General features: G+C 64.1%; 16 protein-coding genes. 8 read left to right on the forward strand and 8 right to left on the reverse strand.

Annotated elements, in window-relative coordinates; translation table 11 throughout:
* A partial coding sequence (locus ACFQ4G_RS06020; protein ID WP_379039887.1) for a helix-turn-helix domain-containing protein occupies positions 1-415 on the reverse strand: 415 nt, incomplete at its 3' end.
* Between ACFQ4G_RS06020 and ACFQ4G_RS06025 the strand changes: the two genes are divergently transcribed.
* Complete coding sequence (locus ACFQ4G_RS06025; protein ID WP_379039957.1) at positions 303-692, forward strand: hypothetical protein; 390 nt, start codon at positions 303-305, stop codon at positions 690-692. The genes ACFQ4G_RS06020 and ACFQ4G_RS06025 overlap by 113 nt on opposite strands.
* A 16-nt stretch (positions 693-708) precedes the next feature.
* On the forward strand, positions 709-1,449 hold the full coding sequence (locus ACFQ4G_RS06030) for a Crp/Fnr family transcriptional regulator (RefSeq protein ID WP_238208506.1): 741 nt from the start codon (positions 709-711) through the stop codon (positions 1,447-1,449).
* An 18-nt stretch (positions 1,450-1,467) separates the two neighbouring features.
* On the opposite strand, the gene ACFQ4G_RS06035 is transcribed toward ACFQ4G_RS06030, so the two are convergent.
* The 7 genes from ACFQ4G_RS06035 to ACFQ4G_RS06065 all read right to left on the reverse strand — a co-directional run bounded on the left by ACFQ4G_RS06035 (position 1,468) and on the right by ACFQ4G_RS06065 (position 7,030).
* On the reverse strand, positions 1,468-1,800 hold the full coding sequence (locus ACFQ4G_RS06035) for a c-type cytochrome (protein ID WP_027171775.1): 333 nt from the start codon (positions 1,798-1,800) through the stop codon (positions 1,468-1,470).
* Positions 1,800-2,612 carry a universal stress protein gene (locus tag ACFQ4G_RS06040; protein ID WP_238208505.1) on the reverse strand — a complete coding sequence of 271 codons (813 nt, stop codon included), beginning with the start codon at positions 2,610-2,612 and terminating at the stop codon, positions 1,800-1,802. Before ACFQ4G_RS06040 ends, ACFQ4G_RS06035 begins: the two co-directional genes overlap by 1 nt.
* Positions 2,613-2,732: 120 nt before the next feature.
* On the reverse strand, positions 2,733-2,993 hold the full coding sequence (locus ACFQ4G_RS06045) for a hypothetical protein (protein WP_379039890.1): 261 nt from the start codon (positions 2,991-2,993) through the stop codon (positions 2,733-2,735).
* A gap of 82 nt (positions 2,994-3,075) precedes the next feature.
* Entirely contained in the window at positions 3,076-3,192 is a 117-nt protein-coding gene (locus ACFQ4G_RS06050; RefSeq protein WP_238208503.1) for a DUF2474 family protein, read from the reverse strand.
* Between the two features lie 11 nt (positions 3,193-3,203).
* A complete protein-coding gene (gene cydB, locus ACFQ4G_RS06055; RefSeq protein ID WP_238208502.1) occupies positions 3,204-4,217 on the reverse strand; it encodes a cytochrome d ubiquinol oxidase subunit II in 1,014 nt (337 codons plus the stop codon).
* A 5-nt stretch (positions 4,218-4,222) separates the two neighbouring features.
* Positions 4,223-5,665, reverse strand: coding sequence for a cytochrome ubiquinol oxidase subunit I (locus ACFQ4G_RS06060; RefSeq protein ID WP_238208501.1), 1,443 nt, complete (start codon positions 5,663-5,665; stop codon positions 4,223-4,225).
* Between the two features lie 204 nt (positions 5,666-5,869).
* Positions 5,870-7,030: an HD-GYP domain-containing protein gene (locus ACFQ4G_RS06065; RefSeq protein ID WP_238208500.1), complete on the reverse strand. Its 1,161-nt coding sequence runs from the start codon at positions 7,028-7,030 to the stop codon at positions 5,870-5,872.
* A 194-nt stretch (positions 7,031-7,224) separates the two neighbouring features.
* On the opposite strand from ACFQ4G_RS06065, the gene ACFQ4G_RS06070 reads away from it, so the two are divergent.
* From ACFQ4G_RS06070 to ACFQ4G_RS06095, 6 genes are all read left to right on the forward strand, one after another.
* Positions 7,225-8,283, forward strand: a complete 1,059-nt coding sequence (locus ACFQ4G_RS06070; protein ID WP_238208499.1) for a PAS domain-containing protein — start codon at positions 7,225-7,227, stop codon at positions 8,281-8,283.
* Between the two features lie 381 nt (positions 8,284-8,664).
* Positions 8,665-10,911, forward strand: a complete 2,247-nt coding sequence (locus tag ACFQ4G_RS06075) for a methyl-accepting chemotaxis protein (protein ID WP_238208498.1) — start codon at positions 8,665-8,667, stop codon at positions 10,909-10,911.
* 172 nt (positions 10,912-11,083) lie between these two features.
* Positions 11,084-11,278 carry a hypothetical protein gene (locus ACFQ4G_RS06080; protein ID WP_238208515.1) on the forward strand — a complete coding sequence of 65 codons (195 nt, stop codon included), beginning with the start codon at positions 11,084-11,086 and terminating at the stop codon, positions 11,276-11,278.
* 554 nt (positions 11,279-11,832) lie between these two features.
* The gene (locus ACFQ4G_RS06085; protein WP_238208497.1) at positions 11,833-12,342 is read left to right on the forward strand and encodes a hypothetical protein; all 510 of its coding nucleotides are present in this window, start codon (positions 11,833-11,835) and stop codon (positions 12,340-12,342) included.
* A 427-nt stretch (positions 12,343-12,769) separates the two neighbouring features.
* Positions 12,770-13,906 (forward strand): PGN_0703 family putative restriction endonuclease, encoded by a 1,137-nt coding sequence (locus tag ACFQ4G_RS06090; protein WP_238208496.1) that lies wholly within the window; start codon positions 12,770-12,772, stop codon positions 13,904-13,906.
* Positions 13,907-14,034: 128 nt separating this feature from the next.
* Positions 14,035-14,376, forward strand: a complete 342-nt coding sequence (locus tag ACFQ4G_RS06095; protein WP_238208495.1) for a DUF2958 domain-containing protein — start codon at positions 14,035-14,037, stop codon at positions 14,374-14,376.
* The last annotated feature ends 81 nt before the right edge of the window (positions 14,377-14,457 follow it).

Consider the following 14,457-nt stretch of genomic DNA (forward strand, 5'->3'; position numbering starts at 1 on the left):
CGGCCACTCCTTCCGCCGCGAAACGATCGCGCCACTTGCGCACCGTCTTCGGGTCGATCCCCAGAGCGAGCGCCACGGTGCTCACAGCCCAACCCTGAGCCAGCCGCTCCACGATCAACCGTCGACTATGGGGCGTCGTGCGCGCATTCTGATGAGCGTCCATCCGAGGCTCCGGGTCCGGGGTTACAGGCTTCGCAACCACAGCCTCGCTCGACACCCTCGGATGGACAACCTCCATAGCAACGACATCTAGGGGACATCTCACCAAGTATGGCTGGGTTGCACCGGAAGACCCGTCCCACATGGCGATGCTGGGCGATCTTCTGGAGGACGAGATGGGCTCCTTGCTTCCACCTGCCACTGTAGAGATGTTCCGGGTGATGCTGGACCTCCTGGCCGACTTGAATGACCGCATCGCCGAACTCGAACGGGAGATTGCCCGCCGGGACTGGGAGGACGAGACGGCTCGTCGGCTGATGACCATCCCCGGCATCGGCCCCATTACCGCAACGGCACTGACTGCCTTGGCTCCTGCGGCCGAGCCCTTCGAAGGGACGGGACTTCGCTGCGTGGCTCCAGGGGGCGTCCACAGATGGAACACGTCCGCGAATGGGCCTGAGCGAGCCGGACCGTTGATTTTAGTTCGCCGCTGCCACGGTCGATCGTCTATCCTCGACGTCTCGTGGCGATAGTGCGGAGGCTTCAGAGATGCTGAGCCCGACGGGACACCCCGCTGCTCACGATGACGGCTGCCATCACGGGCGCTCCACCGGCGGCTGCGTCGATTGCAAAGTGCGTCTGATCAGCGTCTGTGCGGCGCTGACAATCGACGAACTCGATGGTCTCGAAGCCATCAGCCAGGCGGTCGAGCTGGCGCCGCGGCAGGCCCTGTTTGCCCAGGGCGAGGAGGCGGGAGCCGTCTACAACATCACCGAAGGCACGCTGCGCCTCTTCCGGCTCCTGCCCGACGGGCGTCGCCACGTCATGGGCTTCGCGCTCATCGGCGATTTCCTCGGCCTGGCCCTGGCGGAGCGGTTCACCGTGACGGCCGAGGCGCTGTCGCCGGTCAGGCTGTGCCGGTTCGAGCGCGCAGCGTTCAGGGCCCTGGTGGCGGAACGGCCCAGTCTCCTCGAACGCTTGCACGAGCGCGCCGGCTACGAACTCAGACTTGCGCAGGACCAGATGACCCTCCTCAGCCGGCGTACGGCCGAGGAGAAGGTGGCCATCTTTCTCATCGGTCTACGCGAGCGCTATGCTCGGATCGGACACGCTTCGGTGACCCTCGAACTTCCGATGGGGCGGCAGGACATCGCCGATCATCTCGGCCTGACGATCGAGACGGTCAGCCGGATCATCACGCGCCTCGACCGCGAGAGGACGATCCTCGTGGTGCCGGGTGGCGTACGACTCATCGATCCAGCCCGGCTGGAGCGCCTCGCCGCCAGCTGACGATCCGCGTCGCGCGGCCTACCGCTCCAGCGTCTTGAGGTAGGCAATCAGGTTGTCCGCTTCGTCGGGATCGAGACGAAACTCCGGCATGGTCGGATGCCCGGTCGTGATGCCTTCGGCCAGCGCCTCCCCGAGATCCTCGACGGGGTAGCGCCGGTGAAGCATGCGAAACGGCGGTGCCTCCGCCAGGGCGCTGGGACCGGCGCGCCCGATCGCGTGGCAACGGACGCAATTGGTCCGCGCGATGACCTCGCCGCGCTTCTCGTGTGCGTCCAGGACGCGCGGCTCCTCCGCATGAGCATCTAGGCCGGTGACCATGAGCGCCAGCGCGAGAGCGGTGAACCGGCGCATCAATGGCTCATCAGGCAGCAGACCGGCGTCGTCCGCAGGATCTCGCGGGTTGCCCCGCCGAACAGCCATTCCCGCAGCCGCGAATGGTCATAGGCACCCATGACGACGAGATCGGCATCGTGTCGTGCGGCGAACCGCAGGATCTCATCGGCGGCAGCCAGATCCGACCTTGCCAGCAAATGGGTCGTGACGTGGGCGCCATGCCGGGCGAGGTGAGTGGCGACGTCCTCCGCCCCCTCGAAACGGGCATCGTCGCCGGCCGTGACCACATACACCTGATCGGCCCGTTTGATGAAGGGAAGCGCTCCCGATATGGCGCGGCGCGCCTCGGGCGTATCCTTCCAGGCGATGACGATACGCGCGGCCTGGATCTGCTCGATCCGGGGCGGGACGACGAGGACGGGTCGCCCAGCCTCCATCAGCACCGGACCGGGCAGGACGCCCATGTCTCCCGGATCCTCGTCGTCGATACCGCGGCGCCCCACGATCACGAGATCGGCACCACGCGCTTGCTCGACGAGAAACGGAACTGGAGCGACCATATCCGAGCGCCAGTCGACACGTGCTTCTCCGACGCTCCTCTCGAAGACTGCCCTGACGCACGACAACTCCTCCTCCAGCTTGGCTTTTTCTTCAGCGAAGAGGGACTCGGCTTCCTGGATGTCGTTGACCGCGACCGGTGACGGAATCCTTCGGGCCGCGACCCCGGTCAGCGTGGCCTCGAACCGCAGGGCCACTCCGCCGGCGAGCCGAGCCCTGTCGGGCGTATCGGGACCCGTGTCGAGGGAGACCAGGATACTGGCGTAGGACATGTCCGCCTCCGTTGGCCGGTCTGCCGGCTCGATGGAATCGTCGTGATTGCAGAGGGCCGCGGACATGATCCGATTGCCTATCGGATCGGCCGCGGCCGTCGGGCGCAATGCGCCGCGGCTTCAGAGCACCACCCAGAGTAGCCCGGTGAGGAGGATCGAGGCGGTGACGGCAAGCGCGAGGGCCTGAAGGCTGCCGATATCCGCGCCGTGGAAGCCGTCCTCGATCCGTCCGGGGACGCCCCCAGCCAGGGCCGGAGGCACCGGTTGCGGATTTGCCGGATCGCCGGGCTTCACGGAGGAAAGCTTTCGCGCCTGAGATCCCCTGGGCATCCCAACTCGGCCGGAGGATGCGAGGTCGGTCGTCCCGATCGCTGAGGTCATGATCGTCTCCCGTTGTTGCGACGAGAAGAGGATGCTCCGGTCCTGCGGAGGGCGCTTTGAGATGGATCAAGGCCAAGGATTTTCAGACGGTCTTGAGAAGCCACCGGAGCGGGAGCGCGATCGCCGTCAGGCTGGCGATACCGCCGGCCCAGAGGGCCACGAACCAGGCGAGGCGGCGAATGGGAGGGGCGATGGCCATGGTGCCTCTCCTCAATGGTAGCCGGGCGCGCCGGCGGTGACCTTGCCGCGAAACAGCCAGTAGACGTAGGCGGTATAGGCCAGCACCATCGGCAGCAGCACCACCGTGCCCACGAGCAGGAAGAGCTGGCTGCTCGGATGGGTGGCGGCATCCCATATCGTCACCGTCGGCGGCACGATCATCGGGAACAGGCTGATGCCGAGCCCGATATAGGACAACAGGAAGAGGCCGAGGCCGCACAGGAAGGGAGCGACCTCCTCCCTCCGGTTGAGGGCCGCCAGGAACCGCCACCCCAGGGCCGCAACGAGGAACGGCACGGGCGCGGCCAGGGCCATGGCCGGCCAGGTCAGCCAGCGGCCGCGGAAGGCCGGGCTGAGGAACGGCATGGCGATCGACACGGCCGCGATGGCGAATAGCGTCGCGAACCCGAGCGCTCGCGCGAGCCGGAAGGCCCGCAGCTGCAGCACCCCTTCCGTCTTCCAAATCAGCCAGCAGGCCCCGAGGAGGGCGTAGCCCGCCACGAGGGCGAGGCCGGTCAGAAGGGAGAACGGCGTCAGCCAGTCCCACCAGCCGCCGGCATAGGCGCGGCCCTCGACACGGATTCCCTGGACGAGTGCCCCGAGGCAGATCCCCTGGCAGAACGCCGCTCCGTAGCTGCCGAGGGCGAAGGCGGCGTCCCACGCCGTCTGAGCCGGAGCTGAGGCTGCCCTGAACCGCATCTCAAAGGCGACGCCGCGGAAGACGAGGGCGAGGAGCATCAGGGTGATCGGCATATAGAGCGCCGGCAGAAGGGTGGCGTAGGCGAGGGGAAACACCGCGAACAGGCCGCCACCGCCGAGGATCAGCCAGGTCTCGTTGCCGTCCCAGACCGGCGCCACCGTATTGACCATGACGTCCCGGTCGGCCTTCTCGGGGAGGGCCGGGAACAGGATGCCGATGCCGAGGTCGAACCCGTCCATGACCACGTAGAGGAAGACCGCCGTGGCGATGAGGATCGCCCAGATGAGGGTGAGGTCGAGGGACATGGGCACTACTCCGCGGGCTGGATGGCGGGACGGCCGACGCCGGGACGCGGAGCGTCGAGCGAGGGCGCCGGCGTGATGCCGGCGGTGCGGATCGGCTGGCCGGTGGGCGGCCCCGGCTCGTGGGCGTGGGGCGCCTGGTTGAACAGGTGCAGGAGGTACCAGATGCCCGCGCCGAACACGGCGAGGTAGACCACAGCGAAGGCCGCGAGGGAGGCGGCGACGGCGGGCGCCGCGACGGGCGAGACGCTGTCGGCGGTGCGCAGCAGGCCGTAGACGGTGAAGGGCTGGCGACCGGTCTCGGTCACGGTCCAACCGGCGGTGACGGCGACGAGCCCGGATGGCCCCATCGCGACCGCGAACCGATGAAACCACGCGGTATCGTAGAGCCGCCCGCGCTGGCGCAGCCAGAGGGAGCCGAGCCCGAGGGCGATCATCAGGAGACCGAGGCCGACCATGACCCGGAATGACCAGAACACCAGCGGCAGGTTGGTCGGCCAGGTCTCGCGCGGCAGGCTCTTGAGCCCCCGCACCTCGCCGTCGAGATCATGGGTCAGGTAGAGGCTGGCGAGGCCCGGGATGCCGATGGCGCCGCGTGTCTCGCCGGTTGCCGCATCCGGCCAGCCGGACAGGTAAGCGGGCGCCCGGCGCTGCGTCTCGAAATGTCCCTCCATGGCGGCGACCTTGGCGGGTTGGTGCTCATAGGTGTTGGCGCCATGCATGTCACCGATGACGAGCTGCGCCGGCGCGACGATGGCGGCCATCCACATCGCCATGGAGAACATCACCCGGGCGCGGGGATTGGTCCGATCTCGCAGGAGGTGCCACGCTCCGACCGCGCCGACGATCATCGCGGTGGTCAGGTAGGCGCCCGTCACCGTATGGGCGAAGCGGTAGGGAAAGGAGGGGTTGAACACGATCGCCCACCAGTCGGCGGGAGCGAAGCGACCGTCCGGCCCCAGCACGTGGCCGGTCGGCGTCTGCATCCAGGAATTGGCGGAGAGGATCCAGAAGGCCGAGGTCAGGGTGCCGAAGGCGACGAGGCAGGTCGCCAGGAAATGGAGGCGCGGACCGACACGCTCGAGACCGAACAGCATGACACCGAGGAAGCCGGCCTCGAGGAAGAAGGCGGTGAGGACCTCGTAGCCGAGAAGCGGTCCGAGAATCGGCGCGGTCCGGTCGGCGAAGACCGACCAGTTGGTGCCGAACTGGTAGCTCATCACCAGACCCGAGACGACGCCCATGGCGAAGGCCACGGCGAAGACCTTGAGCCAGTAGCGGTAGGTATCGAGATAGACGGCCTTACCGGTCGCCAGCCAGCGCCACTCCAGAACGGCGAGGAAGCTCGCCAGACCGATGGTGAAGGCTGGAAAAAGAAAGTGCCAGACGACCGTCAGGGCGAATTGCGTTCGCGCGAGGTCGACCGCGCTCGGCAGGGTGAAGGCTGGCATCGGGATCTCCGGACGTCCGGGTGAAGGTTTCGGATCGGGTCACTCGACCTTGATCCAATCGTCGGGCGCCGGCTTTGCGCTGGATCAAGGACGGTCCGTGTCGCGTTCGCCAGATCAATCAGTGATCGGCAATCGAACGGAATGGGATGGGATCGGCCCTGCAATGTGCCGGAGACATTTCGCGGAAGCCGTCGTCGGATGCCGTCAGCTCGCGAGTTCCGCGAGCGGTCGGAAGGCATGGACGAGGTCCATGTCCAACTTGCCGGTCATGCTTTCGAGGATCGCATACGCCTTCACGCCCGACATCGGTTCCTTGTAGGAGCGGCGTTCGATCAACGCGCCGAAGATATCGCAGATGGTAACGAGACGAACGAGATCCGGAATGTCCGTGCCGGTCAGACCATCCGGGTAGCCGGAGCCATCGAGGTACTCGTGATGCGAGCGCACGACGGTGAGAATATCCTCGGAGAAACCTTGGCCCATGAGCATCGCATGACCGAGCGTGGGATGCTCATGCATGATCGCGGTTTCTATGGTGTCGAGCTTTCCTGGCTTGTTCAGAATAGCGATCGGGATTCGCGATTTTCCGACGTCGTGGAGAAGCGCGGCATGCGTGAGAAGCTGACAGTCGGCTCGGCTCATACCGAGTTGCCGTCCGAAGGCGGTGACCAAACCCGCAACGAGAAGGCAGTGCTGGTGAGTGGCGTTATCGAATTGCCATACGACATCCAACCACCCGCGGATGTTGCTGCTGCTCAACGCGGTCTCGACGAGTTCACCCGCGGTTGCGAGGGCCTGTAGCGTAACGCCCCCGCCGGCGCCCGCTATATGAAAGAGGCGGATGAGAGCTGCGTTTGCCAGCGCAACCTTTCTGTCGATCGATATGCTGTCGGGTTGGTGGGCAATCGCAACACCTACCATCGACAATGCCGTCGGAAGCAGTTGGGCGGCGCGGCTCGCCGGCAGGGTTTGGAACGCTCCGAGAGCTTGAGCTTGGGCCCTGCTCCGAGCGTTACTGTCATGGAGCAAGCAGAAGAATGGCGGCCGATTGTCTTGAAAACGATCGAGATGCTTACGGAGAGCGCCAATGGTGGAAGAACTTATGAATGAAACATCGCTGACGATCGCCCGAATTTTCGTCATTTCGGGTCGGCGGCTGCTCTGATCTGGATCTAGCACATCGACGACGTTACAAATATCGATCGCGTTCATGTTCTTGATGATTTTGATTCCTCGTAAAAAGTCATCCGTCAGAAAAAGCGTTGATCGCGACAATGCAAATACTTGACCCATTGCGTAATCCTGCGCGGTATGGATTTGATGATGTTTTGGAAAATTCACATGCTCGGAAAACGCAGCCGGCATTAAATACGATACCCTGCATCTGCTGATCGATAGTTAAGACGCCAAAGTGAAAACTGACTCAAATCTCGAAAATTTGAGTTCTTATGTGGTATGAAAAAGCTTCTTTGCGAAAATCCACATATTTCTGATGAGAAACCGGTCACGGGCGTAGCCCCTTGTGGCGAAGGATTCACGCTATGCCTGCACGGTCCCTCATGCGCCCTTCCTGGGCAGCCACGACAGACAAGGCGAAGGGCGGATTTTCTTCACGTCACTTTCTGAGGCTCGTCGAGAATTCCATCGATATCGGCTTCTGGTCGGGCGATCTGGACGGTGAGGTGATCGAGGGATCGATCGGCCTCTATCGGGTTTTCGGCCTCGATCCGTCCATTGCGCTGACCTTCGGTTTTGCCAAGGAGATGATGCATCCCGAAGACCGCGCTCGACACGTCGATCTTCTGCCGCTGTTGCGTACCGGTCAGCCGATGCAGCGGGAATTCCGGATCATTCGACCGGATCAGACTCAGCGTTGGGTCTCACACCGTGTCGAGGTGCTCGTCGGCCCCGACGGCCGGCCCAAGCTTGCCATCGGAATGGTCAAGGACGTGACACATCGGTACGAGGTTGAGATGTCGGTCGAGCAGGGTCACGACCGCTTCAAGGCCTTGATCGAGGCGACGGCCGCGGTGGTCTGGACCGTCAGTCCCGATGGTCGCGTGCAGGACATGCCTCAATGGCGGATGTTGACCGGCCAGAGCCAAGCCGAAGTCCAGGGAGACGGCTGGCTCCAAGCGATCCATCCCGACGATCGCGAACGGACCGCCTCGGCTTGGCAGTTCGCAGTGAGTCACCGTGAGCCCTACAATACCGATTACCGCCTGCTCCTTTCGGATGGCGCCTACCGTTGGTACAACGCCCGCGGCATTCCGATCCTGAACCGGGACGGGTCCGTCCGAGAATGGATCGGCATCTGTCTCGACCTTTCCGACCGGCATCGCCTTTCCTCCACTCCGGCCAAGGTTGCCGGCGCAGCCGCCGCGCAAGACATCACGGTCGAGCAGATTCGTGGCGCGCGCGGCATGACGGGCCTTTCTGCGGAGGAACTTGGCCGTCGGGCCGGTATCTCGGTATCGACCGTTCGCCGTCTGGAAGCGGAGGCCACGACGACCCAGGCCCGGCCCGACACGATCCTGGCCGTTCGGCAGGTTCTGGAAGCGGCAGGGATCAAGTTCACCTTCGAGGCCAATGCAAAACCAGGAATTCGGCCTGCCTGACGCCCGGCGATCGGCTGTCCCATCGCCGGATGCTCGAACCACCGGGGGGCCTGAATGCTCTCAAAGTCTGCCATGCCGAACGTTTCAGGGGCTTTCGGACTTAAGTCCAATTGACCAGCGTGTTATTGTTTGATCGCCCCTAGATTTGATGCAGCACTTTCATTTCTGACTGTGATCACGAACGACAGCGAAGCCCCAGGAAAGACCGTTCTGCGTTCATTTTTGCAAACGAACGCCATAGGGTCCCCTAAATCATCTTCGCCGTGAGCAAATTCCAATCATTCGAACACTGTCGGCATCGCGGAATCGAAGGTGGCATTTAGCGATCGGAGAGGTCCCCGGCGTCACACTCACGCTCTCTTCTCCAGCGCGAGTGCAGCCGTGACGACGTCCATCGACAGAATTCCACCTTCGTCCACCTCGGCATCCGGGACCCGTTCCACGCTGGGCTCGATCAAGTTCAAGATCATCACGATCTCCGGGGCGTGCGTGGTACTCGTCTCCGCGGCGATCGTCGGCTACGGCGCGCGCGCCAACATCCACAGTAATGCGATCGTCAACCGGTCGACGGAAGAGATCCTCGACAAGAGCAGCAGCGAGAACCTGCTTTCGATCGCAACCGCCCAAGCCGCGACCATCCAGGGCAAGATCGACTTTGCCTTCGCGGCAGCGCGCGACATGAGCAGCGCTCTCGGCGTCGTCGCCGGAGGCAAGACCGCCTCCCGCGACACGATCCGCCGGGGACAGCTCAACGAGATCCTGCTGAGCGTGCTGAAGCGCAATCCGGACCTCAATGGGACCTACAGCGCCTGGGAGCCGAACGCGATCGACGGCCTCGATACCGAACACGTGGACCGGCGCGAGGTCGGCTCGGATGGAACGGGCCGGGCGCTGCCGTACTGGACGCGCTCGGCCGACGGGCAGATCGCGGTCCAGCCACTCGTAGAATACGACAGCCGTGCCCTTCACCCCAACGGCGTCATGCGTGGTGGCTGGTACATCGGGCCGAAGGAGACCGGACGGGAAAGCATGCTCGCGCCGCTGCCTTACATCGTGCAGGGCAAGCCCGTTCAGCTAGCGACGATCTCGGTTCCTATCGTGATCGATGGCAAGTTCCGTGGCGTGGCCGGTGCCGATTTCGACCTCGCATTCGTGCAGAAGGCCACCGAGGCCGTCAACGCCTCGATCTACGAGGGCAAGGGCTCGGTCGCCATCGTCTCGCCGGCCGGCCTCCTCGTGGCGTCGAGCCGCCATCCCGGCGGCATCGGCGGAACCCTCGCCAGCGTCGATGCGAGCTGGAGGGCCTATGCCGACACCATGCGGGCAGGGCGACGCTTCGTCGGCCGTGACGAGGCCCTCGACGAGATCCGGGTGGTCGCGCCGCTCACCCTCGGGCAGACCGGAAGTAGCTGGTCGGTCCTGATCGCCGTGCCACGGACCCTCGTCATGGCGGAAGCGGTCAAACTCAGCAACGGATTGTCGGCCCGCGCGCATACGGACCTGATCTGGCAGCTCGGCGTCACCGGCGGCATCGCACTCATCGCGCTCATCCTGATGTATCTTCTCTCCACCAGTATTACGAACCCGATCAACCGACTCACCCGGACCCTGACCGTCATGGCCCGCGGCGAGGCGGTGTCCGAGATCGAGGGCGCGAAGCGCGGCGACGAGATCGGCGAGATCGCACGGGCGGTCGACCGGATCCGGATCGTCACCGAGGAGGAAGCGGAGCGCCGGGGCACGCTGGCCGAGGAGATGCGTCGGACGACCGAGGCCCAGCGGCGCCAGATGTTGCACGAGATGGCCGGGAGCTTCGAGGCCGCCGTCGGTGGCATCGTCGGGGCCGTCTCGTCCTCCGCGACGGAGCTGCAGGCCACCGCCAAGGCCATGGCCGGGAACGCAGCCGACACCGCCCATCAATCGGGCACCGTCGCGGAGGCTGCGCGGGATGCCGCCGCCAACGTTGGCACCGTTGCGGCGGCGGCCGAAGAGCTCGGCTCCTCGGTCCAGGAGATCGGTCGTCAAGTCGATAACTCGGCGACTTTGGCGCGTGACGCGGTCACGGAAGCCACTCGCACGGAGGCTCTCGTGCGCGATCTCAGCGAGGCGGCAACCCGTATCGGGGACGTGGTGGCGATGATCTCGTCCATTGCGGGCCAGACCAACCTGCTGGCGCTGAACGCGACCATTGAGGCGGCACGCGCGGGCGAAGCGGGCCGCGGCTTTGCGGTCGTGGCCGCCGAGGTCAAGGAGCTCGCCAACCAGACGGCGCGGGCGACAGACGAGATCGGCACCCAGATCGGCCGCATCCAGGGCTCGACAGGCGTGGCAGTGTCGGCGATCGGCAGCATCACGAGCAGAATCCAGGAGATCAGCAGCGTCGCGACGATGATCGCCTCGGCCGTCGAGGAGCAGGGCGCCGCCACGCAGGAGATCGTTCGCAACGTGAGTCAAGCAGCCTTGGGGACAAGCGACGTCACGTCCAATATCTCGGGGGTGGCCCACGCGGCCGAGGAGACCGGAGCCGCGGCAACCCAAGTCCTGGATTCGGCCTCCGAACTCTCGCGGCAGTCCGAGTATCTGACCGCGGAAGTATCGCGCTTCCTGGCAACGGTTCGGGCCGCGTGAACTCGAAGACCAGAATTCGGACGTTAAGCATTAAGTATTGACAGGGCGAATGAGTTTTCGTCGTCCTGTTAAAAGCTCTTCAACCGAAGCGTCTGACGCTTCGTAGGATCCTTTCGGCGGGTTTGGTCCAGACGAAAGGCTTTGGAGCAGCGTTGATCTGAGCAATGTTGGCATGGATCAAAGCTTCGAGATTGTCTGTTTGCTTGAGGACACCGCGTCGCAGGCGTTTGGCCTCGCCCTGCCGGGTACGGCACTGGCCCAGCAATTGTTCTCTGTCTGTATGGCCAACGGTGGCGGCGGGCAGGACCATTTGGGTTTGGTGTGTGACCTGGAGGTCATGGGCCACCACGAGATCGCGACCTCATAATCTGTATCGATTATAGGGAGTACTTGGAAGAAACATGGCAAGTTCCGCGCCATCCTATTCCCGGATAGTTTGACAACCGTAAGTCGGCCAACTTACCGTCCTTTTCGGGAGCTTATCACTCGACAGCGGACCGCAACAGAACCACCCAACGTGGTCGTCGCCCCCACCTCATCGATAGCTCGAAAACAGACCTTCACAGTGCGCGCAGTGGTCTGACTACAGACTACGCATGGATCTAAAAAATATCTGCGGTGTGTAATAGGTCTATGCTCCCTCTTCGCCGAACAATTTAGAATTGGCGTTAAATTAGGCGGAGGGAGTCCCATTCACTGCAAGGCGGAGCTCTATTCACTCGAAAGCCTTGCAATTATACGAGCATTGCCGAATTTAATCGGCAACGCCTCACCGCAGGCTTGCAACATACACCGACGCATCGACTTACCCCTTACAATAGACTCTTTGGGGCAGCGCGTATGTCCCGCTTAACTTTTCCCCCTTACATCGTGCATCGGATCTGGCTGTGGTGAGGCGTCCCTTCGACAGGATGCCTCACAATGCTTCGACGCCGTATTGCCCCTGCCGACATTGCAGGAACGATCAAGATCGTTCGTACCCTCGCTGTAGCAAACAATACGATCGGGCTGGTTCTAAAGCACCCGGATCTCTTTGCATCACGCTCAGATTCGTTCCAATGCCCCCTCGTCAGTATCCATCTCGCTGCCGTGCGGGGTGATCGAGGAGCCCTCACGCTTGGCCGCTACGACGGTGCAATCGAGGAACGATGCCCCCTCTGGATGACAGCCGTATCGCAGCAGCGATTTTCAGCCGCCACGGATGGGATGACAGCCTCCGAACAGGAACTTGACGGGACCGGATTGGCTCTCTCGTTCGACTGGGCGCCGATCCGTTCACGATCAGGGCAGGAACAAACCGAACTGGTCTTACGCATCCGGTATCGACTGGAGCCGTTCTGGCTCGACGAGATGGCCCATGCACTGCGTGATCTCGCGGAAAACACAATGCATCGCATCGTCGACCGCACTAGGTTGAATCAGGACGCCTAACCTGCATTGCAACACCCGTCGCACCAGTGGGACGGACGACACAACGGCGCAACGCTGCAGAGGGACCGGGCGCAACCGCGTGTTTTCGAATGCTCGAACCCGCTATAAAAGAATTAGGGCATTCGAATACCGGATGGGATAGCGTGTCCGGCACGTAGCCGTCCGGTAGGCGCCGGCATACACCCAGCCACGTACGCCCCTACGTACGACCATCCCCTGCGCCACCTACGACATACACGCTGCCCAGACAGCCACCACGCCAGCACGTCGCCCTGCCCACGACACCGATCCAGCCCCCAGCCACCACCAATCCTTCGTCCGGTACGCCACCATCACCACTGCTGCCGCCCATTCTCGTTCATGATCCGACAAGCAACGGGAATCCTGACCAGACCGCACCGACGCGGCTGCATGTCAGGATTTCATCATGGCCGACAACGCCCTCATCCCGCTGTCCCCCGCCAGCGACCCCACCCCTTCGTCCACCCATCTCGACGCCTTCGACCCCACCGAGCTAGGACCGCTCACCATCCTGCCGATCATCCCAGAGGCCCAACGCCGAAGCCACCACGTCTTCGTCCCCGCTGACCACCGCTTTAAGGCCGCCGCCCGTTTCCTCCAGGCACTTTGGCGTGAGGACCACGACCTACCCACCGGCCACCTCCCGGCAGGCGCAAATGGCAAGCGTCGCCGCCTTGGCTCCCGCATCAGCACCGCTGCGGGCGATCAGGGCGCCAACTTCCTTCATCCCGACATCGTGCCCACCGTGGCCCGCGCCCTGGCCTACCGAGAACTCGGCGCCGTCTATGATGTGGAGCGCCTGAAGACCAACCTGCTCTCGTCGCAGCCCCTGGCCTTCAACCTCTTCGGCCTGCTGCAACGCGACCCCGCCCTCGCCACCCGCTTCATCGCGGACCTGATCCCAGGCGTCATGACCGAGGTGACGGAGTTCATCTTCGAGCACAGCCCTGGCCGCGGCGACCCCCGCTTCACGGCAGACGGCACCGCGTTCGACCTCGCGATCCGCGGCCATTCGGCAACGGGCGCACGCGTCTTCATCTGCATCGAGGTCAAGTACAGCGAAAGCGGCTACGAGCCGGCGCCATGGCTCAACGACAGGTACACAGCGCTGGCCCCAACCACCGACCTCTTCATCGACCCCACGGCCCCAACCCTAACCACCAACCCCTGCCAGCAGCTCTTCCGCCAGCACTGCCTCGCCGCCACGATCCTGGACGAAGGCCTCGCGGACTACGCCGTCCTCGCGTTCATTGCCCCCCAGCACAACCACCTGGCCCACGCCGCGGCCACGACCTACGCCCGCCAGCTACAATCGGCGGCCACGGGACGCATCCCCTTCATCCCGCTTACCCTCGAACGCGTGATTGCCGCAATCGCAACAGCCGGCCTCCCGGAACACGCCAAAAAGCTCCACCGCCGCTACACCGACTTCTGGCTGGTCGACGGCGAGCTTCATCTCGACACTGTCCCCGAGACGCTGTTCACGGCTGCCGCCGCATCAGCCCGCCGCCCACGCCGCCAGGCCACAGTCACCGCCGCCTGACATCCGACACCAGCGGCGCCCCGGCTCCAACTTCATCTGACCACACAACACACTCCGCATCGGACCCGCCCTGGCCCCCAACAGCCAGGGCGGAGACCGCACGTCCCAACCCGACACGGACCCCGCACATGCCCACAATCGCCAACGCCACCACCGCCAGCATCATCACTGACACCGACCGCAGCCAACTGCTTGCCAACGTACACAAGTCGCAGCACGACCCCAACTTCGACCCGCCCCCGGTCACCAAGCTCTTCATGCCCGACGGCCCCGGCACCTGGCTCCTGAGCGAATTCGACCCGAACGAGCCGGACCGTGCCTTCGAACTCTGCGACACCGGCCAGGGCTACCCGGAACTCAGCTACGTCCTCATCAGCGAACTCACCGCAATCCGCGGCCGCCTTCGTCTTCCGATCGAGCGCGACGCCCACTTCATTCCGGACCGACCACTGTCCCAATACGCCAAATAGGCGCGGGCAGCCGGCCGCATCACGACCTGAACAACCGCTCTTCATCGGGGGCCACTACCCCCCAAGGCCGACGCAGCGACC

It is taken from the genome of Methylobacterium marchantiae, assembly GCF_042679825.1.
Classification (GTDB): domain Bacteria; phylum Pseudomonadota; class Alphaproteobacteria; order Rhizobiales; family Beijerinckiaceae; genus Methylobacterium; species Methylobacterium marchantiae.